15 protein-coding genes and 1 pseudogene are annotated in these 25,015 nt (G+C 55.2%); 4 read left to right on the forward strand and 12 right to left on the reverse strand.

Annotated features, from left to right (window positions below):
- Window positions 1-37: 37 nt before the first annotated feature.
- A complete protein-coding gene (locus DBV39_RS10935) occupies window positions 38-1,231 on the forward strand; it encodes an MFS transporter (protein WP_227870590.1) in 1,194 nt (397 codons plus the stop codon).
- A gap of 105 nt (window positions 1,232-1,336) precedes the next feature.
- Here DBV39_RS10935 and DBV39_RS10940 read toward each other — a convergent pair whose 3' ends face one another.
- The 5 genes and pseudogenes from DBV39_RS10940 to DBV39_RS10965 form a co-directional block, all read right to left on the reverse strand.
- The gene (locus tag DBV39_RS10940) at window positions 1,337-1,858 is read right to left on the reverse strand and encodes an FAD-binding protein (RefSeq protein WP_108621552.1); all 522 of its coding nucleotides are present in this window, start codon (window positions 1,856-1,858) and stop codon (window positions 1,337-1,339) included.
- Window positions 1,859-3,400, reverse strand: coding sequence for an IS1634 family transposase (locus DBV39_RS10945; protein WP_227870591.1), 1,542 nt, complete (start codon window positions 3,398-3,400; stop codon window positions 1,859-1,861). It abuts the gene before it with no gap.
- Window positions 3,401-3,665: 265 nt separating this feature from the next.
- Window positions 3,666-3,986 (reverse strand): annotated as a pseudogene (locus DBV39_RS10955) (RNA-guided endonuclease InsQ/TnpB family protein); the annotation flags it as partial.
- Window positions 3,987-4,364: 378 nt separating this feature from the next.
- Window positions 4,365-9,101, reverse strand: a complete 4,737-nt coding sequence (locus DBV39_RS10960; protein WP_108621554.1) for a PAS domain S-box protein — start codon at window positions 9,099-9,101, stop codon at window positions 4,365-4,367.
- A gap of 193 nt (window positions 9,102-9,294) precedes the next feature.
- The gene (locus DBV39_RS10965) at window positions 9,295-9,963 is read right to left on the reverse strand and encodes a hypothetical protein (RefSeq protein WP_159078908.1); all 669 of its coding nucleotides are present in this window, start codon (window positions 9,961-9,963) and stop codon (window positions 9,295-9,297) included.
- A 123-nt stretch (window positions 9,964-10,086) separates the two neighbouring features.
- Here DBV39_RS10965 and DBV39_RS10970 point away from each other — a divergent pair, with 123 nt between their 5' ends.
- Window positions 10,087-11,073, forward strand: coding sequence for a hypothetical protein (locus DBV39_RS10970; protein ID WP_159078909.1), 987 nt, complete (start codon window positions 10,087-10,089; stop codon window positions 11,071-11,073).
- A gap of 102 nt (window positions 11,074-11,175) precedes the next feature.
- Here the strand turns inward: DBV39_RS10970 and DBV39_RS10975 are convergent, their stop codons facing one another.
- The 6 genes from DBV39_RS10975 to DBV39_RS11000 form a co-directional block, all read right to left on the reverse strand.
- A complete protein-coding gene (locus DBV39_RS10975) occupies window positions 11,176-14,982 on the reverse strand; it encodes an Ig-like domain-containing protein (protein ID WP_108621557.1) in 3,807 nt (1,268 codons plus the stop codon).
- A 141-nt stretch (window positions 14,983-15,123) separates the two neighbouring features.
- The gene (locus DBV39_RS10980; protein WP_108621558.1) at window positions 15,124-15,792 is read right to left on the reverse strand and encodes a YdcF family protein; all 669 of its coding nucleotides are present in this window, start codon (window positions 15,790-15,792) and stop codon (window positions 15,124-15,126) included.
- A gap of 235 nt (window positions 15,793-16,027) precedes the next feature.
- Window positions 16,028-16,639: a glutathione S-transferase family protein gene (locus DBV39_RS10985; protein WP_108621559.1), complete on the reverse strand. Its 612-nt coding sequence runs from the start codon at window positions 16,637-16,639 to the stop codon at window positions 16,028-16,030.
- 176 nt (window positions 16,640-16,815) lie between these two features.
- Entirely contained in the window at window positions 16,816-17,361 is a 546-nt protein-coding gene (locus DBV39_RS10990) for an amino acid synthesis family protein (protein ID WP_108621560.1), read from the reverse strand.
- A 249-nt stretch (window positions 17,362-17,610) separates the two neighbouring features.
- Window positions 17,611-18,462 (reverse strand): fumarylacetoacetate hydrolase family protein, encoded by an 852-nt coding sequence (locus DBV39_RS10995; RefSeq protein WP_108621561.1) that lies wholly within the window; start codon window positions 18,460-18,462, stop codon window positions 17,611-17,613.
- Window positions 18,463-18,581: 119 nt separating this feature from the next.
- Entirely contained in the window at window positions 18,582-20,189 is a 1,608-nt protein-coding gene (locus tag DBV39_RS11000) for a gamma-glutamyltransferase family protein (protein ID WP_108621562.1), read from the reverse strand.
- A gap of 235 nt (window positions 20,190-20,424) precedes the next feature.
- Here DBV39_RS11000 and glpK point away from each other — a divergent pair, with 235 nt between their 5' ends.
- Window positions 20,425-21,942 (forward strand): glycerol kinase GlpK, encoded by a 1,518-nt coding sequence (gene glpK / locus DBV39_RS11005; protein WP_108621563.1) that lies wholly within the window; start codon window positions 20,425-20,427, stop codon window positions 21,940-21,942.
- Window positions 21,939-23,546 carry a glycerol-3-phosphate dehydrogenase/oxidase gene (locus tag DBV39_RS11010; protein ID WP_108621564.1) on the forward strand — a complete coding sequence of 536 codons (1,608 nt, stop codon included), beginning with the start codon at window positions 21,939-21,941 and terminating at the stop codon, window positions 23,544-23,546. The genes glpK and DBV39_RS11010 overlap by 4 nt, the downstream gene beginning before the upstream one ends.
- Before the next feature lie 147 nt (window positions 23,547-23,693).
- On the opposite strand, the gene serS is transcribed toward DBV39_RS11010, so the two are convergent.
- Window positions 23,694-25,007 carry a serine--tRNA ligase gene (serS, locus tag DBV39_RS11015; RefSeq protein ID WP_108621565.1) on the reverse strand — a complete coding sequence of 438 codons (1,314 nt, stop codon included), beginning with the start codon at window positions 25,005-25,007 and terminating at the stop codon, window positions 23,694-23,696.
- Window positions 25,008-25,015: the final 8 nt, after the last annotated feature.

Consider the following 25,015-nt stretch of genomic DNA (forward strand, 5'->3'; position numbering starts at 1 on the left):
TCACCGCATCAAGAGTGACACTGTCTCGAGCCCCGGAATGATGGATACACAAATCAGCAAACATAACTTTGCAACACGCCTATTACTAAACATCGGCCACGCCTTGGACCACATGATGCTGCTGATCTTTGCGACTGCGGTTGTTTCGATCACATCGGAATTTGGGCTTCAAAGCTGGGAGGACCTGATGCCCTACAGTGTTGGAGCGTTCTTTTTCTTCGGACTAGGATCCATACCATCAGGCCGTCTTGGCGACCTCTGGGGTCGTCGACCCATGATGATCCTGTTCTTTTTCAGTCTTGGCGTCGCATCCATTCTGGTGGGATTTTCGAATTCGCCATGGCAACTGGCATTTGCGCTAGCCTTGCTAGGATGTGCAGCGTCCATTTACCATCCTGTTGGCATTCCCATGCTGGTCGAAGGCGAGACGCGTCCCGGCTGGGCAATTGGCGTGAACGGACTGGCCGGCAATCTCGGGTTGGCGGCAGCTGCGGTCGTTACCGGATTCTTCGTCAAGTTCTTTGACTGGCGAGCGGCGTTTATCGTACCCGGGATCATAAGCATCGCCTGTGGCATTGCTTTCACATTGCTATCCCCCAAAAACCAACTCTCACCCGCAAAGAAGAAGTCCACCGCATCCGGATCTCGTCACGGCCTGTCCATGACAAAGCTACTGATCATCATGACGATCGCCGCTACCAGCGCAAGCATGGTGTTCAACTTTTCCGTTAACAGTAACTATGAACTGTTATCCAGCCGGATCAACAACATCTTTCAGGATCCAGCCGTTCTGGGCGCCATGCTTGCACTGGTCTATGTCATCGCGTCCTTCACCCAACTGCTGGTTGGAAAACTGTTGGACCGATTCCCCTTGAAAAGGTTGTACCAATCGATTGTCGCCCTTCAGTTCGTGGCCCTTATCGCTGCTGCGACCTCGGATGGATGGGTTTTCTATATCCTGCAGGTCGCTTTCATGGCGGCCATCTTTGGTGCCATCCCCTTCACTGACGCGATGATTGTGCGTTTTGTAGATGATTCGATGCGATCTCGAGTCACAGGCATGCGCCTAGCAGTTGCCTTCGGTGGCAGCTCGCTCGCGGTCTGGCTGATCGGTCCGATTGTAAAGACAGCAGGATTTACCAGCCTGCTCACACTCATGGCTGCAACCACAATCATGACGCTGATCGTGGTGAGCCAGTTACCAAATACCTCACACGCCAGAAGCTTATGACGACAGGGTGAAACCAGGGCACACCCAGACACGGATCGTGGCTCAATCTGATCTCGGGCCAGCTTAGTGTGCAACGGTATGGTCGAAACGTTCTACTCGGCCAACTCAGTTTCCTTCTTGTTTGGCCAGACAGCGCGCGGCAGTGAAGCCGAATGTCATTGCTGGCCCAATCAATGAGCCACCGCCTGGATAACTACCTCGAAACACGCTGGCCATATCATTGCCAACCGCAAAAAGTCCAGGAATAACGCTTGAGTCGGTTCTTAACACCCGAGCATGTTCGTCGGTACGAATACCAGCAAAATTGCCGATATCACCGGCGTACATCCAGACTGCATAATATGGGCCTTTGTCAAGAGGGGCCACATTCGGGTTGTAGCTATTGCCCGGGTCGCCTAGATAATGGCAGTAGAGGTCCTTGCCCTTGCCGAACTCGGGATCCTCGCCTCGCTGGGCGTGAGTGTTGTAATTCGATATGGTCTCCTCCAGCACACTGGAATCTATTCCAATCCTCTCTGCCAGACCTCCAACGCTATCAGCACGAACCAAATATCCCGTTCGCAATAGATTACCTAAAGGCAAAAAGGGCTTGGCGTAACCAAGGCCGGGACTCCCGAGTTCTGCCATTTAGTACGTGTTTTCGAGTTTCAACAGCTCGGTCAGCTTTTTGATCACGGCGGATTCCGATTGCATCCTCAGGGGGTGGACGAACCCGGTGCGGTCGTCACGAATCCGGACATCATGCACTTTCCACAACTCATCTCGAATTCGCCTGATCGACACACTGGTTTTGATTTCCAGATACTTCGCCATCATCAAGGCCATGAAGCAGGTGACGATGTGCGAACGAATCGCGTCCTGCGTACGATGATAAATGGGCCGTGCCTGCAAATCTGACTTGCTGATCCGGAATGCCTGTTCGACATGCCAGAGGTCGTGATAATGGCGCACCACGTCCTCATCAGACAAATCCTGTGGTGAGATATTGGTCACGTAACCCTTGATGCCAAGCAGCGTCTGCGCCTTTTCGTTGAGTTCATCGTTGAACTCGAACTGGCCCTTGCTGTTGGACTTCTTGATGAATCGAGCCCTTCTGCCTGGCTCGTCGCGATCGAGCAGTGCTCGCGCACGGCTGACCTGTTTTTCGAGCTCTCGCTTGTCTTTCTTGTAGCGTGCGTCCGAGAACTGGCACACGATACTGACGTCAACTTGAACTTTGCTATTCCTGAGTGTGTGAGAGAACCGGCGCACAGCTTTGTCAATGCGTGGCATTTTTGCGTCGATCTGATCAATGAATGCCTTGCTGTGGTTGGCCAGTCGAGCCCCTACGATGTATCGATAGCCTTGTTGCTGTAACTGGTGCATGTTCTCCGTCGAAAGCATGGCAGCATCGGCCACGATGACGGGTTTGCAAGCCGATCCGACACGTTGCTCAAAGCGCCTGAGAATGTCCAGCATCGTGTGACCTTCGAAGGTATTGCCCTCGAAGACTTCGTGCATGACGGGAAAGCCTGACGTGGTGGTGATCAGACCGATGACGATCTGAGGTTGCTGGGGTTTGTTGTCTTTGGAGAAACCGGGTCGTTGAAAGTCATATTCCTTGAACGACTCGAAGTACAGCGTCGTGACATCATAGAGAACCAGGTTCAACGGCTCCTTGAGCTCATTCTGCACCAGGGCAATGGCGGCTGACTCGATATGCGGTTGCTGCTCAACGAGTCGAGGCAACAAGCGGTAGACGGTGCGCTCCGCATAGCGCACGTCAAAGTGTTCCTGTAGTCGTTGTAGAGTGCGCAGCTTGGAAGCTGGCTCAATGATCCGCATGAGGGCCAGATCGAGGTATAGCTCGTGCAGTTCGCTCAAACCGCAACGTTTGGCACAGGCCAGCAATGCCGAACGGGCAAACTGATGGGTGACGCCGATGACACTGGCGTGACGCATGTCAACCGCTGGGGGTGGTGCCAGCTCCTCGGCAAAGAGACTGGGCTGCACGCAATGTGCCTCTGCGTAGCGATGGGCCTCGGCCAGCAGGGTTTGGAGGGTGCTGTCATCGTGCGCACTGCCCATGTGTTTGACGACCTCACAGCGCGATGCCTTGTATCGCACCACCTGAACGGCGGTCGCGCCTGATTTGGTCCGGGTCTTTCTGACGGTGAGATCTCCTCGCATGAGCGAAAAGATAGCATTTAGTACGTGTTTACGTCTTCTGGGAAATTGCAAGGAATTGAAAAATAACAACTATTTTTCAATTCTCAATTTTTCTTAATAAAGTTGGCAGAAGTCAGGAACGCTATCAGCACGAACCAAATATCCCGTTCGCAATAGATTACCTAAAGGCAAAAAGGGCTTGGCGTAACCATGGCCGTACTTGCTGAAAGCAGTTGCATCGCATTTGACATCCTCGCCCACCTGAAGAAAGGCGATTCCTACGGCGCTAAACAAGAGCAAGCTCCTGCGTAGTCGCTTCGGCGGGTTCCTGCTTCGTCGGACGGCCCGACTGCACCGTTCCTCCACAGGCCAACACGGCATGTCCTGCCGCTAAGATATTGATCGCGCCGACGAGATCGGCGTTTTCCTCGAATCCACAGTCGACACAAGCAAAGCGGACTTGCGTCTGGCGGTTCTGCGCCGACACATGACCGCAGCACGAGCAGGTACGGCTGGTGTTGCGTGGAATGACCGCCACCACCTGACCGCCTCGCCATGCCTGCTTATACTCCAGTTGCCGTCGGAACTCGAACCAGCCTTGACGCAGCCGCTTGCCTCGGTCAAAGCAACTAATCTTATAGCCGGGATAAATGGAAACATGCGGCTTCTGCGTTGAATCGGTCAAGAGTTGCTTGTTTTGCCTGAGGCTGCCCGCGTTGTCGATTGACGGCAGCCTGGCATGCATGCTGGATTGCGCCCGCGAGGAAGGGACGCCGCCGGCCCTTGATCGCGGTGAGTTCCCCGGCTCAAGCGGCATCAAGCGCAGGCTTTTTCGGTAAGCCACTCTGGGAGCAGTTGGATTTCGTGCAGCCAGCGCCTCTATCCTTACAACCATCGGCCAGCGCCCAGCGCGAGGCAATGACCGTGGCGGCGCACGTCAAGGGAAGTTTATCCTGCCTGGATACGCACCAGGCAGGATAAACCATCAGCCAGCTTGGCTGCTTTGCTCCAGACACTGCCAGACCATCGAATTCATGCTTTTTGACTGTTCTCGCACCCTCGAAAAGTGCACCCACGCCTGACTGACATCGCCCTTCTGATACGCAATGATCGCATCCTTTCCGGCATCGTGCAGGGCAATATGGTGCTGCTGGGCCTGCCTGACAATCACGCAGATCTGGTCTGACGACGCATACTGACAAACAAGCTCGCCAAACCCACAAGAGCGGGAATCGAGCACCGGTGGATCTGACCGCTCACCTTGCAAGTAAAGCTCCAGTGCATCCACCCACCCTTCATGGGCTGCCATCATTAACGCGACAGGATAAAAGCTTGTGGGAATGGGTCTGACACCTCTCCAGGAGGAATCGGGCTGCCACTGCTCAAGCCAAGGGATCAATGCCGAGACCGGCATCGGACGGGAAATTGCATATCCCTGTGCACGCTGACAACCAAGACGTAACAACATCAGGGCATGACGACTGGTTTCCACCCCTTCTGCGATCACAGGTACATTGAACGACTTCGAAAGGCTGACAACGGCCTGCACGATTGTCATATCCTCTCGATCTGCGAGCATGTCACGTACAAAACCCTGATCGATCTTAAGCTCATTAAATGAGAGGTGTTTCAAGTAGGACAACGAAGAAAACCCCGTTCCAAAATCATCCAGGGAGATCTGAACGCCCAGATTCTGTATCTCCTGAATGGTTTTGGTGGCAAGCGAGAGGTCATCGATCAGGATGTTCTCCACCACTTCCAGCGTCAGCAAATCAGGAGAAATGCCCGGATGTCGGTGAAGCAGATCACGCAACTCATTCATAAACGAGATCCGCAGACTCTCACGCGCCGCAATGATGATATTGACGCTCATCCCAATCCGGTGACCTTTTGCCAGCAAGTCTTCCAGATCCGTGAACGCCTGTGCTAGCACCCACCGGGTCAACATTAACCCAAGCCTTTCATGCCCCTGGATCAAGTCCAGAAACTTGTCGGGATACAGTAGCCCTTCAGAAGGATGATTCCATCGCACCAGCGCCTCAACACCGAACACAGTTCCCGCCGCCATATCGACCTGAGGCTGGTAGTGCAAAACCATCTCGCCATTCTCGATTGCGCGGCGCAACTGTTCGGTGCGAGCATTGCGCTCAATGATGGACCGTTCAAACGCGGAGTCAAAGAACACAATCTGGTTCTTTCCGTGCTGCTTGGCAGAATACATCGCCTGATCGGCCTGACGTAAAAGCTGGTCAGCGTCAACAGCACCATCCTGAGGATAAAAAGTCACGCCAAAGCTCGCGGTCAGGCGCAACGTTTTGCCGTCCAGCACCACTGGATCACGCAAGGCATCGAGCAGCCTCCTGAAAACAGGGTGCTCGGCAGAGGCCTGTTCCATGTTCTGGATGACAAGTACAAACTCATCTCCTCCAAACCTCGCAGCAATATCACCTTTACGGATGATCGATTCCAGACGTCTGGCAATATTCTGAAGGTAGCGATCACCGGTTTCATGATCATGGCTATCATTGATCAACTTGAATTCGTCAAGATCAATAAAGACCACCGCAAGCGGCAAATCCAGCATCTTGTGTCGGGCAAGAGCCTGCCTCAACGCATCTGACACCGATGCCCGGTTTGGCAGGCCCGTCAGTTGGTCATAGAAAGCAACGCGCTTGAGCCGATCTTCATAATCCAAGCGTTCGGTGATATCCGTGACGTTTGCGATGAAGTTGACGACTTCACCGTCGGTGCTCTTGAGCGTGGTAATCCGGGTTTCGATCGCATATTGCTCACCCGATCTGGACCGGTTCCAGATCTGACCGACCCAGAAGCCATGCTCATTGAGATGACGCCACATCGACTCGTAGAATGCTCTGTCCTGCCTACCAGAATGAAGAATGGAAGGATTTTGTCCAATCAGCTCTTTACGGCTATATCCCGTCATCTCGCAGTAGCGGTCGTTTACCTCGATGATCGAGGCGGTACTGTCCGTAATCACAACACCGTCGTAGGAATGGCTGAACACACGAGCCAATAGTTCGAGCCGCTTTTGTGCCTGCCTGTGTTCAGTCAGGTCCACATCGATGCAATAAAGCTCTGGTTCCCCATCAGATGAATCCCGCAACACTTTGCTCGAAAATACCACCTTGGTCGCCCCATCCTTGTCGACCAGATCCATCTCGCTCGGCGCAATCGCCTCGCCCCCGTCCAGCCATCGGTCGATCTTCTCCGAAAGATCCTTCTGCACGGCCGCCGGAACGATCAAGCTGTTCATTGGCTGCCCCATCGCCTGTCTGGCCGTGTACCCGTAGATCGACTCACTTCCTTTGTTCCAGAAAATGACCTGCTTGTTCCTGTCATATCCCTGAACGGCAACATTCGGCAAATGTTCCAGAAGCCCTCTGAAGCGGGCTTCGCTCTGAGCCAGCGCCTGCTGGGCGATGACCTTCTCAGTGATATCAATACTGATTGACATCACTCGCAAGGCACCATCGACCCGGATCGGCTCAAGCGTCACAGACTCCCAGACAACTTTACCTTGGGGGTTGATCGATCGCCATTCGAAGTGCTGGCGACCAGACTGCACAGCCTGCCTCACCCATGTCTGAGCGTCAGCCGGACTGAAGGGTGCAGGCTGACCCCATACCCGCATCGCTTTCAATTGTGCAATGTCCTGCACCTGGTAGGAACTCAATGCCTGGTTGTTTGCATCAAGCACATCCCCTGTGTCAGGGTCATGAATCATGATACCGACAGGCGACCTCTCGAAGAGCGCCCTGAACCGGTGCCCACTGTTTTCCAGGGCGACCTGAGTGCGCTTGAGATCTGTAATCTCGATCGAGATTGTGGCTGCCCCTAATAGATCGTTCGTCTCTTCATCAAACACAGGAAAGTGTCGCGAACGAAACTCGTGAAGCTCGCCAGCTTTGTCAACAATCTGATCCTCCACGACAAAGCTATCACCGCGCGCGAGACTCAATGCGCGTCTGGCATTGTCCTGATACGTTTCAATGGAGGCGGGATCGATCAGCCCTGCAAACACCTCGGCATCCGTACGACCGATCACATCATCCAGCGACTTGCCAGCCAGCCTCATAAAGCCACTATTTGCAGTCCGGTACCGCAGATCACGATCCCTCAGTACAACCACATCGACAGAGTTGTCGATCAGCGTTGCATACAAACGCAGTTCCCTCTCAAGTTGCTTGCGCCCGGATATGTCCTGCAAAACCCCGTTGATCTCGACAACATTGCCTGTACTGTCACGTGTCAGCCAGGTAAAGTCATCCACCCAGATCCAGCTACCCGTACCATGACGCAAACGGTAGATCTGCTTGTACATGTCGGGACCATGCGCAATGTAATGAGACACTTCGCGCGCGATCCGCTCCGAATCATCGGGGTGTATGAGGTCCAGGAATACACGGCGACCGTCGGTGAAGTCCGACGCCTTGTAGCCCAGAATCTCGACTGTTGGACTGACATATACGACAGGCCAGCCTTGCAGATTCGCCCACCTGAACGCAACCACCGGAGAGCGGCTGATGATGTCCGAGAGCATTTTCAAATCATGATTGGCATGCTCACGCTCGGTCACGTCCTGGTGAATACCCACTGCAACCATGCCTTCACTCGGATCACGTTGCATGAGCCGTCCCCGGGTCTGCACCAGGACCCAGTGTCCATCCTTGTGACGCATCCGGATCAAGGCATCGTAATAAGTTAGCGTCCCGTCCATATTCTGGGCGATCAATTCCTTGGCACGCGCCAGATCATCCGGATGGCAAAGCCTCTCCCAGGTTTCAATTGTGACAGGATCAAGTTCACGCCTGGTGTATCCAAGCATGGAGGCCCAGTTCTCGTTGATCTCCAGATGGCCTGCACGCAACCACCAGATCCAAGTACCAACCTGTGTTCCTTCGACAATGATGTCAAGATTGTCATGCGCACGATCGAGAGCCCGTCGATCGACCTCCTTCCAGTGAAGGTTGGCAAGCATCCTTGCCAAGGTTTCGAGAAGACGGACCTCCTCCTGACCATAATGTCTGTGCTGCCGGACCGAGTCAAACCCGATGAACCCCAGGCAAACGCCATCGGCCATGATCGGTACCACTACGACACTTTGAATATCCTGCAATTCGAGCCACGTGCGCAATCTGGAATTGGAAAGCGACTGGACATCGTCGATGACGACCGATCGACCTTCTCGATGAGGTGCGACCCAGTCACTCTCATCCAGATCCGCCAACGGGATCGAGGGGTATCGTTCAATTTGCGGACTGATTCCTGGTGCGCACCACTCATAACGGTAATGCGCCAATCCAGCTTCGAGATCGTAATCAAACACGTAGCCGCGGTCAGCCCCAGTGAATGTCGTGACACGCTCTAACGCACTTGTAATGTACTGACCAACGTTTCTCGGGTCGTTGTTAATCAACGTGGTGGCAATCTGCGCCATCAACTCCGCGAGGGATGCGGCCTGGTCTGGACCGGTATCAGCTGACGCAACATCAGCGCGAACGAACCGGCCATCTTCAAGCCTGATCGCCATTCCGAGACGGCACAATTGATGCAGGCTGGCCTGAACCTGAGCCTCGGTGCACGTCGTAGCGAGGTCGTCGTACGCGGCAGAGACGAGACGATCTGCAAGAGCAGCACTCCAGACGGGTTCACCGTCAGGGGGTAGCGCGTAGAGAACTTTCAGGTTCAGCGTTTCGCTCATCAGGCTCTCATGTTTTTGTTAGCCTAATCGATCTTGAATAGAGGCCCCTCAATTCTACCGAGTCTATCCCTCCTGGGGGTATTAGCCGGTGCGAAGATGCTGCATGCACAAACGCTTTTGCTCCGATTCTGCCTCTGCGCTGTCAGCTTCTGTGATTTTATGATCGCTTGCCATCCTGGATCGCTTATCCCGCTCATAGAACAGGCTCGCAAACCGAGGGCACCGCTCTTTCCGTAAACCGCGACTTGAGCTCTCTGGTCAAATCGACTCTGACAAGTTTCCAGAGATCGCCATGGCTGACATCTGGCCTGGCCGACCCGAGCGGGGTCAGGATGGATTCGGCTGCTTCAACGAATATCGTGTGCAGGCGCTCGGCGTCATATCCAAGATGACGTGCAGATCGTGCAAACAGCAACAATGCGCTGGTGGAGACAAATGCCGCGCCTGAGCGGAAAGGCCCTGTCTGAGCATGCCAGCCATCGTTGTTTGCACCGCAGGCATCCAGGATCAAGACAATCGTCGCAAGAGACAGGCAAGGCCGGTGATCATTATTCTGGGCGGCCAACTTGCACAAGCCGAGCGTGTCATTGCGGTACCAGCCCAACTGTCCCTGGTCCCACCCGGATTGTCGACGCTCGTTGAGCAGGGCTGTCAACACCTCCTGAGCGCCAGGAGCCTGTCCGCTCTCCAGACGTTGTTGTTGAACGGTATTCCAGAATGCATCAGCCACCATTTCCCAAGGGGAAAACTGGTTTACCCACTTACGAATACGTGTTCTGCTCGACGCGTCGTAGCGAAGCGCCTCTGCGTGTAGCGACTGGTCATCACCCGACCTCGTCAACCACCCAGACAACCAACCCATTCTTGCTCCCAACGTTCAACTGAACAGTGACGCAGCATAGCCTGACAGACCAGAATCCGTATCGTCAACCATCTTCTCGGCTAAGCTTAGGACTTGAACCACAACGTTTGCGGAGAGACCAAGATGCGGCAATCTTCTAAGCGACAGGTCCTGAGTGGCGCTGCAGCACTATTGATGGGAATGAGCGTAGCAACATCTGTATCAGCTAACCCAGCCACCCGGTTTGTCAGTGAGTCAGGTTATCAGCCCGTTGACGCAGACACCGTATGGCAGCAAGTCAACAACGCACTGCGCGCGAAGGCCGACAGCCTGTTTCAACCTGGCGCCGAACTGGGCCCTATTCCGCTATCAGTCGTTGCACTTGACGCACTTGAGCCCGCTCTGGAACGCACACGATACCGGGTGAGATACGGCATTAACTGGGTAGCACCCCCTGAAGGCAGTGCGGGCGGACCTGTACCGGTCAGTTACGTCGAGGTTGCACGATTCAATATCGGTCCGGCTATCCGGGAAGGCCTCATAGATAGTCTGGGTAAGGAGAACGTCGCTAATGCCGAGGCATTTGGTGTTGGTCCAAACACGTCCTGGCGCTTTGTGACACAACCGGTCATGGGCAATCGCGCCATGATCATGTCAGCGGGTCGCACAGAGATAGATGACCAGGCTGCTCAAAACGAAATGTGTCTGGGATCCCCTTGCATGGGCGTCGCCTCCGTCATTGATAATGCGGCGCCCTGGAGTGACATGCAGCCGGTCGAGACCTGGCCTGACACTCCGCTCGTGACAGGTTCGCAACAAATGGTTTCTCCTGTGATCGCCATCAATCAGCTGCTGGGAGAAGTCGACAGTATCGAAACAGATAGTCCTGCGGGAGCGCCTGCACAACCTGACTGGAGCATCGAGGCCGTGATTGAATCCAATCTGGGACAAGACCTTGGCATCGAGGCTGCCTATCGGTGGGGCAATCTACTGGATGACTCCATCGGAACGCTGTGGCAGAGACTCGCGACTTTCGGGATGGGTGGCGATCAGCCGGCCGCCTTTCGGGCTGAAGCCTTCGAGTGCAATCGCGGCCCCGCATTTGCCGCTCCTGGTGAGTATTGCCCGTAATGCGACATAGCTGCACCCGAAGTTGTTGAAGGAATCTGGTTCAAATTACACCACATGCGAATCTGAACCGGTTTACCGGCTGGCGACGTCAGCTTCACTCCCTCACGAAGGACATGTTCCTCTGAACTCAAAGGCTGTCGCTTGCCGGTCATCGCCGAGCATCCCTCTGGCAAATACCTGTCCCCCGTCCCACTGAAGCGCCCAGTCTTGACCGTCAGCACCCGTTGCACGTGGCCCATGAGACGCCTTCGCAGAGATAAGGTTGCCCTGCTCTCTTGTCATTTCGATCTGAATCGAATCGGCACCAGGGATCTGAAACTCAATCCGGACAGACTCCAGCATCTCCAGATTGTGCAGACAATCCAGTACTTGAATATTGAGCGTGACAGACTGACCAAGCGACAATGTGATATCACCCTGACCTGATTGCCCCGAGTACGACTCTGATGCCGGTGATTTCGTGGAACCCACAGTGGTCTTGCTCGCCTTGTCATGGCGCCGTGCAGGCCAGGCCAGCACACTGGGGTCTTCCTGCACATCTACTCCGGTGAACTGAATTTGTATCTGGGCAACGAGCGAATCTCCATAGATCGACTGCAACCCAGGGTCAACGATCAGCATATATTCACGTTCGTGGTCGGGATCAGATGGCGCAACTGTCAGTTGCGCCCCGGTATCATCAAGCATGACCTCATGCGCAACGACCTTCCCTTCTGACAGCAGGCGTACTGCATCCAGCGTATCCACCTGAATCGGCGCATTCAATAACACGGTTGCGGACCCGTATCCGGCAAATGCCGCAGCATCACGTTGCGGATGCCCTGTCGGCCACATCGCAACCGGCGCGAACGGTACTGACAGTTTGACAGGCAAACGTGTGACAAACGATCTGACACCATCACTAGTCACAAGCTCAAATGCGACGGAGTCTCCGGGAGTCAGGCTGGACATTTCCGGGGTGAAGGACTGGCCTGGCAGCAGAATTGCAAGTGTGCGCCATTGCTCACCGTCTGCAGAGTAACGCAGCGCGTGAGTCAGTCCTGACCCCTGGTGATCGTTGTGCCAGACCAGTTCTTCACCTGCTGTAAAAACATCGCCATCCTCGTGCGAAACGAATGTTGAGGGTTTTAACCCCGGCACGACTTTGCGTTCAGCAAGAACGTGCTCACCGCGCATCAACTGGATCCTGCCCGGCTCGCCCCGGATCGCGAATGTTCGGGCAAAAGGCTTCGCCCCTTTATCTGGATGACCTGATGCCACCAGGTCACTCGCCAGCACCACCCCATCAAGACCCAGCACCCTCACTTGTAGCGCTGCATCCGGGGCGTCCACCTCAGTCAGATCCGGCCTCGGCCCTGCTACCGTCACTGCCGGCAACAAACCACCTGACTCACCATCATTCCATCCACTGATGAGTAGCCACCGCTGCACTTGCGCTGAGTGATCCGTTTGCTCGACGCTCTGCATCATTTCATGCCACCGTGTCTGCCCTTGCATACTATCCCGGACCGAACGGGCACTCTCTACGTGTGCGATTGAACTGGAGTCAATGCGAGCCATTCGGGCTCGGCTGTGACTTACCATGGTTGGCATGTTCTCGAGCAACCAGTCATACTGATTCGGATCGATCCAGTACTTGTTCCGGGTTTCATACAGACAGGGAAACATCAGGTTCAGCAACGGCTCGCTGCTTTGCGCATTTCCGTCCTTACTCGACTTCTGCCATCCTGATGCCCCGTCGAGCGACACACGCATGCCTTCAATACCGGCAGCGATGGTCTTGTAGTGTTTCTGACAAACCTGACCGCGGTGCTCTTCACTTTCGGCATACGGCGTATGGGGCAACCCGAAAATATGACCAAACTCATGCGCGACTAAAGGAGTGAGCATGATGGACGGAACGAACTGATTGCCCCGGGTCAATGTCGTCATGATGACCATGTTGCGTCCGGTTCGATCTCCATGCAGGCGCTCCATCACGGGCGAGTCTGGCTCGCCAAACCAGTATGGCTCGTCACCAGGTCGCGTCAGCGACTGTGGCTGCTCAAAAGGACTGGTCGCCTGGCCTCCACCCTGAAGACTTGGCGGGTGATAAGCCACCAGAATATCGGCAGACGACTGTGCAGCAATCTGTTCATGCATCAGCTCAAAAAAAGGCCCAAAGTCGTTATTGGCAGCCGCATGCCTCGGATCGCTCCAGGAGTTGAAGCCCTCTTTGCACACCATCCAGGACTTGGCGCCAGGCACACTGCAGATCGTGTCCTGGACATTGAATCGCCCCTGAAACCGTCCAATGACGCTAACTACAGGAAATATCTGATTTGCGAACAACCTGTCACGCATTGCGGCAACGTGAATCGCATTGGTCATATCTGGATCGGCACCTCGTTCCAACCACTCGGAATGCTCGGCGATGTAGTAGTCGAACGTCAGACGGTCAACCTGGCGTGACGCATAATCAATCGATTGTTCCGCAATAGCCGGCACGGGCTCAATGTCTTCAGGATACGGTTCATCCGGATACACTAGCGCAACGGCAGTCGTCGGGGAACGGCCAGACGAGGGACTCCATCCGTAGACATCGAGCGTCTTCTTGCCTAGCCGAATTTCTTCCTTGTCAAGCAAGTCAGGGCGCTTCACACGTCCCTTTTTCTCAGGAAAGAAGGACTTTTCGTACTCATCTTTGATCTCGATCCGGATCGGATAGCTCAGAACCTGCCAGGCCGAGTGGATATCGTCTCGTTCTTTCCATTGCGTGGCGACTCGGGCCACTGCAGGTTTCCCGTACACCATCGCAGCATTCTGTGAGACCTGGTAGAGATCAACCTGAACACGATCTGGATCCACGACGGTCGAAAATGCCAATCTGAAGTCGGCGGGCAACACTTCTGAATCCCGTCCACGCACACCATCTTCGCCAGATACAAGCTCAATCTCGTAGATCGTGCCCGGCAACAAAGTCTCTTTCGGCACAACCCGAATCCGGTCGGGGGCATCCAGAGAAACATCAGTCGCGACAAATACATACCCATTGGCCTGATCTCGCGTGGAAAGTATCACCGTTGTTTCATCCAGCGATCCCGCATAGAGCGGCGCATCAAGCTCGATCAGAAACTCTGACCCTTCCAGCAGAACATTCTCCCGGCCGTGCTCCGGCGTGGTTTCAACCACCTGCATGGGTTCAAATTCCGTCTGATCACACTGCGTCCAGTCAAATATGGCCTGAGTCCGGGGAGTCTTTCGCAGCGTGAATTCGAGATCGATATTCAGGCTATCCAAGTAGCCTTCTTTCTGGCGTTCATAATCAAAGGTGTGGTTCTTTACTGGCGCGACGCCAGCTACCATGGTGCTTGTCAGCCGCAAGGTGAAGGTATCCGATGTCCACTCAGTTTGAACCACGCCAGGATTCTTACGGAGCGCACCATAATTCCGGTAGACGCTCATGTCGTCACGCTGCGTATCAGCCAGCCAGTTCTCGAACATGACCGAGCCGAAGCCTGCACGACCACCTTGCAACTCCAGTCCGTGAGCCACGGGCGTCATCTGCCCTTTTGGTCCACAGGGCAGATCGCCAATCAGGACCTGCGAGAATTCCAGTCCTTTCCGATGGCGATGGTCATGCAAAATGATTCCGAACGTGTTTCTGTTCTCGTAGCCACGCCGCGGAAAGACAGCCTGACCTGACATCACACCATCGCGCTGGGATAAAGAGCTCCCTCGAACCGTACCCTTCCAGGTTCCCACCAGATCCGCTCCGTACAGCACATCGTAGGCGTCCTTGAAGGGTGCATTCGAATCGCGCCTGGAACCCTGCGCAAGCGCCGCATCTGCACTCAGTAACACGACAACCGACAACAGCGTAGCCAGAAGACAGACATCTATCAGGCTTCCAAGTCCACTCTGTCGCACCGATCTCAACTCAGGCTGCCACCGGCAACGACCTGAACTTATACATGCATGAATGAGATGCATCCGGCACACTCCCGTTTTCAGATTCCGCGGTATCGGCCCAGACCGGACACCAGAGCCCAGCATAGGCGAGCGCCCCGGTCAGGGCAACCGCTCCCAGAACTTCGAGCCCATCAGATCGCCCAGACGGGTACACGGTTTGATGCTTCCCGTCACCCACATTGACTGCGGAGCCAGCGTGATGATCCAGGTAGCCAGAAATTTATGCCATTCTGGGGTATGAACTAACGGACGACGTCTATCCTTGCGCTCGTCCGACACCATTCGCGATACTCGGTAGTATGGACCAAGCGCCCGATCAAACGCCAGCGAAGCACGAGCCATGTGAGACTGCGATGTGATCAGAGTGATTTCGGAGATTGATGGATTGCGTGTGAGCCAGCAAAACGCCTCAATTGCGTTTTCCAGGGTACTGGTTGACCTGTCTGCCAGTTCGATCTCGCCCCGCTCCATGGCCTGCAGCAAACGCTCAGAGAGGGCAAACTGATGCACAAAGCGACCTTGATCGAGCCCGGCACCGGCAATCAGCAACCGATCAAAACGTCCTTGTTCCATCTGATCAAGTGCAAACCGGATCCGTCGACTGTCTCCAGTCACGACAACAGCCGCTCGCGCGATACTCTGGTCCATATCTGGCCCACTGCGCATCAGAAAGGTCCATTTCATCGCAGCGTAGAGACTGACTGCGACGAATCCACACAACAACGAAACGACAAACCAACTCAACCTGCAAGAAAAACCGTGCGGCATCCCTTGTTTGCCTACCCATGTAAACTCACCGACCAGTCTGTACGAAGCGAGCCATTGTCAGAAACGTGACCAAAACCTTGCATATCGCTCGCATTCAGGGCGACAGCAGCATTCGTTCTTCGGTCAAGGCCAGCAAACGGTGCTTTTAGAAGATAATCGTCTACGAATGCAGGCAGACCTGCGGAACCCTGACGGCGAGCCAGACTCGTCTTCAGGGAGTTGCAGAAAGTAACCGTTAAAGAGGCTGGCCTGGTGCTGTCTGCTGCATTGAGTCGCGAGTCTCAAACGACTTGAACCAGGCCGCAAGCGCTGGATGTGGAGCCAGCCAGTCGATATGACCAAACCGAAACATCAACCAGCCTAGCGTACAGGCCACACTGATTGCGACGAGATTGACGCCCTCTGAAAAGGCATCAAGCTCCTGTTCCAGACGCGCAACCCCGCGCTTTACATTGGCGAACTGGCGCTCTACCCATTGCTCAGACTGAAGTTCCTGCGGGCGCATACCCTCGACCCGGACAGCCATGCCGGAATCCAGCGTCCCATCAGACAGACCCACCAGCGACCGCATTTTCCAGGCTTTGTCTGAATGTTCGGCAAGCAGCTGACCCTGTCCGTAAACATCGTTCAGATACTCGCAGATAACAGGCGAATCGATAATGAGGTCACCATTGCTGGCAATCAGGGCAGGTATCTTGGTCACCGGATTGATGTCTGGAAACCCGTTGTCCGGATCCCGGGGGTCCGTGTTGATCATCTCGATCTGGTCAATGATCCCCAGTTCATGGGCAATCACACGCACCTTTCGTGCGTAGGGTGAATTCGATGAGCAATAGAGCTTCATCATGGCGAATCTCTCCGGTAAGTTCTTTTGTGGAAGTTGACAATAAACCGATGCCCGACGGCGAAGACCGCCTCCTGGCAATGAACTAACTATCCTGACCTGGCAAAAGAACACACCGGTCAGTGTTGCTCACTGTACCAACGAGAACAAATCATCGCCAGTAAAGTCTCTGGCGCTTGCTACTTCCCAATCACAGCCCCGGCACGCCCGCCGACCGCCAGAGCAACCACGACAACCACCTCACCATCTCGCGGTGCATCCGGGATCATTGCCTCAATCGCATCGAGCATCGTGAAATCCCATTCGTTGTCTGCGCCATGCAAAGGCACATCAATCGACCGCCCGGGTCCACCTCGCTTGACCGAAGACGGGATCAACGCCTTTCCCTGCCCAATAAGCGCACGTAATGGCTTTCCAAGTTTCGGATGCAGGAGAGCCGCACCATGCTCAATCTCGCAATGCGAGCCGATGATGGCGCTCTTGCCATACGCGATGGGAGCACCATCTGGCTGACCGAGTCGGGACAGAGCCATCTCCCCAAGTTTCTGACCCAGCATCTCGCCCAGATCCGACAGTGTTCCCATCTGGTTAATGCGCTTGTCCGCGACCTCTATTACTGCGGCAGCCCAGGCCCGTCTGACGGGCGACCCGAGTTCTTCGCCTCGCTCTTGCAGTATTTCCTCAGCATATGTGACGTACTTTCGAATCGACGGTTCCAGTGTCATGCGTTCCTCCCGGTTACATATCTGGAGTCAGGCGAATCTGGAAACACCTGAGATCCTGAATCATTTTAAGTTTCCACTATATGCGATGAGTGCTTTTTACGAAACCCGGCCTGAGCATTGCACTCGCCAAATCCTCTACAGCCTGGATCTGGATGCATATCAAAAGAGGCCCCGGAAAGGAGCCCCTTTTGTCTACACGCCGCACTCTGTGATGGCATCCCCATCCATGCACGGCGAGTCACGACTGGATTAGCCAGCTTTCCATTGCACCACTTTCTGGGTCTGGGTACCCAGCAATTCGCAGCCAAGCGTCATCGTGTCGCCTGCCTTCAGGAACACAGGCGGCTTCATACCAAGACCGACACCGGGCGGTGTACCTGTCACGATCACATCACCAGGCATGAGTGTCACAAACCGGCTGACGTAGCTGACAATCTGCACCACGTTGAAAATCATCTTGCTGGTGTTGCCAGTCTGCATGCGCTTGCCATTCACATCCAGCCAGAGGTCGAGGTTCTGGGGATCTGCGACCTCATCACGCGTCACCAGCCACGGGCCAAGCGGTCCGAATGTGTCGCAGCCTTTTCCTTTGTCCCATGTACCTCCACGCTCCAGCTGATACTCTCGCTCGCTGACATCATTGGCCAGGCAATATCCCGCCACGTAGTTGAGCGCTTGCGCCTCGTCCACGTAAGAAGCCTTCGAACCCATCACGATGGCCAGCTCGACTTCCCAGTCAGTCTTGACGGAGTCTCTGGGCAGCATGACATCATCATCAGGTCCCTGAATGCAGCTGATCGCCTTGGTGAAGACAATAGGCTCTTTTGGAATGGGGGACCCTGTCTCTTCAGCGTGATCGCTATAGTTCAGGCCAATGGCCAGAAACTTGCCAACATTTGCAACCGGACATCCTATGCGAGGTGTGCCCTCGACCAATGGCAGTCTCGACATATCCAGCTTGGCCAGTTGAGCCAGAGAATCAGGGCTCAATTGTGCCGGCCCCAGATCTGGAACGACGTGGCTCAGGTCGCGCAGTGCACCCTGTCCATCAATCAGACCGGGCTTTTCCGCTCCAGGCGAACCGTAACGCACAAGTTTCATTTCCTACTCTCCCAATTACTTTAGTTTGCCGGCATATGAGGTCTACGGCATGATTCGCGATCATGTCGTGGATTCCTCTGACCGACGATAAGACGTTTGCCCTGCAGGGCAAACCGGATTCAGTACCCGATCACCTGTCCATCACGACGTGTATCAGACCCACCAATATAAGCGACAGTCTCACCTGGCTCTGTATCAGGCTGTTGCGGCAAGCGGGCAATCAGTTGCGCACTGCCAAACTCCAGACTGTCTCGCGGTTCAACCCGGGGCGTATGACCCATCGCCTCCAGTTCACGAATGACAGACTCCGGCCATTCAGCTTCCATGATCAGCTCGCCCACGTCGTTGACGCGCCAGCGCGGCACGTCCGAGGCTGCCTGCGGATTCAGCCCCTCGGCAACCATTCTGAGCGTCATCTGCACGTGCCCTTGTGCCTGCATGTTGGCACCCATCACCCCGAACGCCATGACTGGCCTGCCATCCTGCGTCATGAAAGCCGGGATGATCGTGTGCATGGTCTTCTTTCCAGGTGCCACGATATTGGGATGCTGCGGGTCCAGCGAGAAACTCTTACCCCTATTGTGCAAGGAGATTCCAGTACCAGGCACCACCACTCCAGACCCAAAGCCATTGAAGTTTGACTGGATGTAGGAAATCATCCGCCCCTGCGCATCTGCCGCACAGAGATAGATGGTTCCGCCGGTCTCGGGTTGCCCGGGATCGTACTGTCCCGCTCTGGTCGGATCGATCAGTGAGGCACGATGCTTGAGATAAGCGGGATCAAGCAGATCCGAGGCCTTGACTCGCATATGGGCTGGATCGGTGATGTGCGCATGCAAGTCGGCGAAGGCTGCACGCATCGCTTCAATTTCCAGGTGAGCTCTGGCCGCGCTACCTGGCTGTGTCTCGCCATACGGCAGGTGTTCCAGAATGCCCAGTGCGATCAAAGCAGCAATTCCCTGTCCGTTAGGTGGAATTTCGTGAACGTGAACGGGACCGAATGACTGGGAAATCGGCTCGACCCACTCGGTACGATGTGCGGCGAGATCGTCCATCGAGAGCGCAGCACCATGCTCGGCAGCAAAGGCTGTAATGCGATGCGCCAGGCGCCCTTCGTAAAACGATCGGCCATGGGTTCTCGCGATTTCACGCAAGGTGACCGCCTGGTCCGCAAAACGCCAGATCTCCCCCGCACGCGGTGCTCTCCCACGCGGCATGAAAGCCTCAAAGCCGGGAATCGAATGCAACTCCTTTGCCGCAGTATCCCATTGCCTGGCGATCACCGGACTGACAGGAAACCCGTCCATCGCGTGACGAATGGCATCTTCAAACAACTCCTCGAACGGCAAGTCACCAAACCGGTCGGAAAGATCAGCCCAGGCCGCAACCTGACCTGGAACTGTCACGGTTTCCCAGCCACGCGCGTCCATTGCCTGTCGGCCTTTGAAGCGAGCTGGCGTCCAACCTGCAGGGGCACGTCCTGATCCGTTCATCCCGTGCAGCTTCTCACCATCCCACAAAATTGCAAACGCATCACCACCAAGTCCATTCATAGTCGGTTCGACGACAGTCAGGGTGATGGCTGTGGCGAGGGCCGCATCAATCGCGTTGCCGCCTTTAGCGAAGGCTGAAGTACCCGCCTGAGCAGCGAGCGGCTGGGAAGACGCAACCATGTTGCGTGCCATGACAGGTTTACGTTGAACCGAGTTGAATGTCTGGATATCCATGATGGGTGAGATCCGTTGATTTGTGAGCGCCCGATCGTACGGACAAACCCCTAGGATATGTCAACCGCAGGGGTTTTGGCTACGAAGTTGTCCCATGGCAAGACAGGTGAGCTTGGCGCGCTGTCTTATCGGGGTCACAAAGAGAATTTATGATGGTCTCGAACGGATAAATTGCCACCGTTTCAGAGGGACGGTTATGCTTGGCTTTCACTAAAACAAACAATAGACGCCACAGATGACCTACGTCCTCGCTCTCGATCAGGGAACGACCAGTTCCCGTGCCATTCTGTTTGATGCCAGTGGTCAAATCGTTGGCGTCGCCCAGAAGGAACTCCAGCAATATTTCCCAAACAGTGGGTATGTTGAACATGATCCGCGGGCGATATGGGACGACCAGGTCCAGGTATCGCGACAGGTGCTGAAAGAAAGTCGAATTCCAGCAGACAGTATCGCGGCAATCGGGCTGACCAACCAGCGTGAAACGACTGTTCTCTGGGATCGTCGCACAGGTGAACCATTGGCCAACGCCATTGTCTGGCAGGACAGAAGAGCAGCCGCGTTCTGCGCAGAGCTGACCGAACGAGGTTATGCCGACAGAATTCATGCGGCGACGGGCTTGTTACCGGACGCCTATTTTTCAGCGTCCAAGCTCCGCTGGCTACTCGACAACATACCGAACGCACGATCACGTGCAGATCGAGGCGAACTGGCATTCGGAACCATCGACAGCTGGCTGGTCTACAAACTGACGGGGGGTGCTGCCCACGTCACGGACGTCAGCAATGCCAGCAGAACATTACTTTTTAATATTCACACCCTGCAGTGGGACGATGAAATGCTGGAGCTATTTGACATTCCCCGCAGTCTTTTACCCGTTGTATGTCCGAGTTCGATGGTGGTTGGTCACAGCGAGGCGGAGATCTTTGGACACCCGATTCCGATTGGCTCTATGGTGGGGGATCAGCAAGCAGCAACGTTCGGACAGACCTGTTTTGAGACAGGCATGGTCAAGAATACATACGGTACAGGGTGCTTTCTGTTGCTAAATACAGGCGATATCGCTGTGACCAGCAACAATCGCATGCTGACCACGATCGGATGGCAAATGGGCCCGAAGTCACCCGTTTCCTACTGCCTGGAGGGTTCTATTTTTATGGCTGGTGCGACCGTTCAGTGGCTACGAGATGGTCTGGGCTTGTTTACCCGTACCGAGGATATCGAGCCGCTGGCCGCAAGCGTGACGAGCACCGATGATCTGTTCCTGGTGCCAGCCCTGACTGGTCTGGGTGCCCCGTATTGGGACGCCAATGCGCGCGGACTGATGATCGGCATGACACGGGGGACAGAACGAGCCCATATCGCGCGTGCTGCGCTGGAATCGATAGCACTGCAGGTCAATGATGTACTGCAGGCCATGAGCGCGGACTCCAGACAGCCCATCACGCAGCTTCGAGTTGACGGCGGGGCATCACGGAACAATCTGCTGATGCAGATGCAGGCCGACTTCTCTGGCCTGCCCGTGTTTCGTCCCAAGGTGACCGAAACCACCGCACTGGGCGCAGCCTATCTCGCCGGCCTCGCGTGCGGAGTCTGGCCCGACCTTGAGACAGTGTCTTCACACTGGCAACTTGACCGGATTTTTGAACCGGCCTGGTCTGAAGACAGACGACAATCGCACATCGAGCGCTGGCAACAGGCGGTCGAACGCTGCCAGGAATGGACCACTGATCAATCCGGAAAGAACATCAAATGAGCAACAAGACAGTCAAACCAGCACTCGCCACAGACAGGGCCAGTCTTATCAAGCAGACTCAGTCCGAAGTGCCATTCGACATGGTCGTCATCGGTGGTGGTGCAACAGGTCTGGGTACGGCACTGGATGCAGTCACTCGAGGATACAGGGTAGCCTTGTTCGAGAAGTTTGACTTTGCAAAAGGCACCTCATCTCGCTCGACCAAGCTGGTGCATGGTGGCGTGCGCTATCTGGCTCAGGGCAACATATCTCTCGTCAAAGAAGCCTTGCATGAGCGAAGCACCGTTCTGAACAGTGCGCCCCACCTGGCCCAGCCGCTCGGCTTTCTGATGCCTTGTTACAAAACCTGGCAGGTTCCCTTTTACTGGACCGGACTTCGACTGTACGACACGCTATCCGGACGACACAGCCTGGGCAAGACGGAAATACTGAACGCTGGCAAGACCCGCAGCCTCCTGCCCAATGTCCTTTCCTCCGGTCTGGTCGGCAGTGTCAAGTATTGGGATGGTCAGTTTGATGACGCACGCCTTGCACTGGCAATTGCGCGCACCGCCCAGCAGGAAGGTGCAACACTATTGAATTACTGCGAAGTTGTCTCCATTGAGCACTTTCAGGACAAAGTCAGCGGAGTCGTCGTCAAGAACACAGAATCGGGACAGACCTGGCAGGTCAAGTCTTCCTGCATCGTCAATGCCACCGGAGTGTGGGTCGACTCGCTTCGAAAAATGGATGATCACGCGGCGGGTCGTGAGCCCAGAAAGATGGTCGCACCCAGTCAGGGCGTACACATTGTCGTCGACCGGTCGTTCATGTCATCAGATCACGCACTTATCGTCCCCAAAACAGCTGATGGACGAGTCCTGTTTGCTGTGCCATGGCTCGGGAAGGTGATTCTCGGTACAACTGACACGGCACGTGACCAGCCACTGACCGAACCACAGGCATTGAAGTCAGAACTTGATTTCATCCTGAAAGAGTCTGCTGCGCACCTGCAGAAAGCACCCGCAGTGCAGGATATCCGCAGCATCTGGGTCGGACTACGGCCGCTGGTAAGACCTCAGAACACCAACGAGGGCAACACCAAGTCGATCAGCCGTGAACATACGATCATCTCGAGCGCAACCGGCCTGGTTACCGTCACAGGTGGAAAGTGGACTACCTATCGGGTGATGGCGAAGGACACAGTCAATCACTGCATCAAAGCTGGTGTGCTGGCTGATCGCGCGACGGTCTGCACAACCGACACGCTACGTCTGGTCGGAGCCCAGTCAGGTCGCAGGATGACACAACCAATCAGCCAGGCACCCGGGCTATCGATCTACGGCGATGAACGGGATCAGGTCGAAGCAACCGAGGGAGCACACAATCAGCTCGCAGAGGGGCTGACCGAAGCAATGGTACGCTTTGCTGCCCGCTACGAGTATGCCAGAACCGTCGAAGATGTCCTTGCGCGTCGTTGCCGGATGCTTTTTCTGGATGCAGCCCTGGCAACACAATGTGCACCGCAAGTGGCACAGATCCTGCAATCCGAAACCGGCATCGATCCGCAGCTTGACGCATTTCTATCGCTTGCCGAACACTATCGCACGATCCCGTACCTGTAGTCAGAATCTTGTCGTTCAGCATTCTGCACCCGAATGAGTCTGCAGGCACATGAACGAGAAGGGGGAGCCCGATGCCCCCCTTCTCGTTGCTCAGCGCCATATCTGGTCGTCGGCAAGCCTCTCCTGTCAAGAGCCAGACTCTGCGACTCAGAGCACTGTCACACCACCCATATACGGGACCAGGACATCCGGGATTTTCAGGGAACCGTCAGCTTGCTGATAGTTCTCCAGCACAGCGACCAATGCCCGCCCGACCGCAAGGCCCGAGCCATTCAGCGTATGGACGAAATCCGGCTTCCCGCCGTCTGGACGATATCTCGCCTGCATACGACGTGCCTGAAAGGACTCACAATTCGACACGGATGAAATCTCGCGCCAGGTATTCTGGGCTGGGATCCATACTTCAAGGTCATAAGTTTTGGTGGCACCAAACCCCATATCCCCGGCACACAGAAGCATCACTCGATAAGGCAGCTTCAGTTCCTGTAAAACGGTTTCTGCGTGCGAGACCATCGACTCGAGCGCGTCGTAGGAGTGCTCTGGATGCGTGATCTGCACCATCTCGACCTTGTCAAACTGGTGCTGACGGATCAGGCCACGCACATCCTGCCCACCGCTACCGGCCTCCGATCGGAAACAAGGCGTGTGCGCGGTCAGGCGGATTGGCAGATCTGACTGGACAACGATCGAGTCGCGAACCGAGCTGGTGAGCGTAATCTCGGAAGTCGAGATGAGATACTGCTCCTTGACGGGTTCCTCGCCTTCCGATGCGCCGCCTCGAGTGACCCAGAACATGTCATCACGAAACTTGGGTAGCTGCCCGGTCCCATACAGCGTCTCGGCATTCACAATGTAAGGCGTGTAACACTCAGTGTATCCGTGACGCGATGTCTGCAGATCCAGCATGAACTGCGCCAGCGCGCGATGCAATCTCGCAACAGGACCACGCATAAAGCTGAATCGCGAACCGGACAGCTTGGCACCCGTATCAAAATCCAGTCCGATCCGTGCCCCGACGTCGACATGATCCATGGCCTCGAACGAGAGCGGCTTCGGGTTTGCATCGGGCCCCGGGTCTGGCACCCACCTTCTGACCTCAACGTTATGATTGCTGTCTGGGCCTTCGGGCACTGATTCATGAGGGAGGTTAGGTACGGACAGCAACAAGTGACTCAGTTCTGCCTGAATCTCCCCGAGCGACTGCTCGAGTGCCTTGAGCCTGGCTGGAATCGCCTGCGACTGGGCCAGAATTTCAGAGGCATCCTCGCCTTTGGATTTCAAAACACCAATCTGCTTGGCCAGGGTGTTGCGGCTTGCTTGCAGCGTTTCCGTTTCGGTTTGAACAGACTTGCGACGGGATTCGAGTGAATTGAAACGCTCGATATCGAAGGTAAAACCGCGACGTGCGAGCCGTTTAACAACGGAATCGAGATCTTTTCTGAGTAGTTGAGGATCAAGCATGGCAGCCT

The organism is Orrella marina (genome assembly GCF_003058465.1).
Taxonomy (GTDB): domain Bacteria; phylum Pseudomonadota; class Gammaproteobacteria; order Burkholderiales; family Burkholderiaceae_B; genus Algicoccus; species Algicoccus marinus.

Coding starts and splice junctions, on each gene's coding strand:
- DBV39_RS10965 (WP_159078908.1), bottom strand. CDS start 9,963: ATGGGTTGGTTGTCTGGGTGGTTGACGAGGTCGGGTGATGACCAGTCG.
- DBV39_RS10995 (WP_108621561.1), bottom strand. CDS start 18,462: ATGAAACTTGTGCGTTACGGTTCGCCTGGAGCGGAAAAGCCCGGTCTG.
- DBV39_RS10985 (WP_108621559.1), bottom strand. CDS start 16,639: ATGATGAAGCTCTATTGCTCATCGAATTCACCCTACGCACGAAAGGTG.
- DBV39_RS10990 (WP_108621560.1), bottom strand. CDS start 17,361: ATGACACTGGAACCGTCGATTCGAAAGTACGTCACATATGCTGAGGAA.
- DBV39_RS10945 (WP_227870591.1), bottom strand. CDS start 3,400: ATGCGAGGAGATCTCACCGTCAGAAAGACCCGGACCAAATCAGGCGCG.
- DBV39_RS10935 (WP_227870590.1), top strand. CDS start 38: ATGATGGATACACAAATCAGCAAACATAACTTTGCAACACGCCTATTA.
- DBV39_RS11000 (WP_108621562.1), bottom strand. CDS start 20,189: ATGGATATCCAGACATTCAACTCGGTTCAACGTAAACCTGTCATGGCA.
- serS (WP_108621565.1), bottom strand. CDS start 25,007: ATGCTTGATCCTCAACTACTCAGAAAAGATCTCGATTCCGTTGTTAAA.
- glpK (WP_108621563.1), top strand. CDS start 20,425: ATGACCTACGTCCTCGCTCTCGATCAGGGAACGACCAGTTCCCGTGCC.
- DBV39_RS11010 (WP_108621564.1), top strand. CDS start 21,939: ATGAGCAACAAGACAGTCAAACCAGCACTCGCCACAGACAGGGCCAGT.
- DBV39_RS10970 (WP_159078909.1), top strand. CDS start 10,087: ATGCGGCAATCTTCTAAGCGACAGGTCCTGAGTGGCGCTGCAGCACTA.
- DBV39_RS10980 (WP_108621558.1), bottom strand. CDS start 15,792: ATGCCGCACGGTTTTTCTTGCAGGTTGAGTTGGTTTGTCGTTTCGTTG.
- DBV39_RS10960 (WP_108621554.1), bottom strand. CDS start 9,101: ATGAGCGAAACGCTGAACCTGAAAGTTCTCTACGCGCTACCCCCTGAC.
- DBV39_RS10940 (WP_108621552.1), bottom strand. CDS start 1,858: ATGGCAGAACTCGGGAGTCCCGGCCTTGGTTACGCCAAGCCCTTTTTG.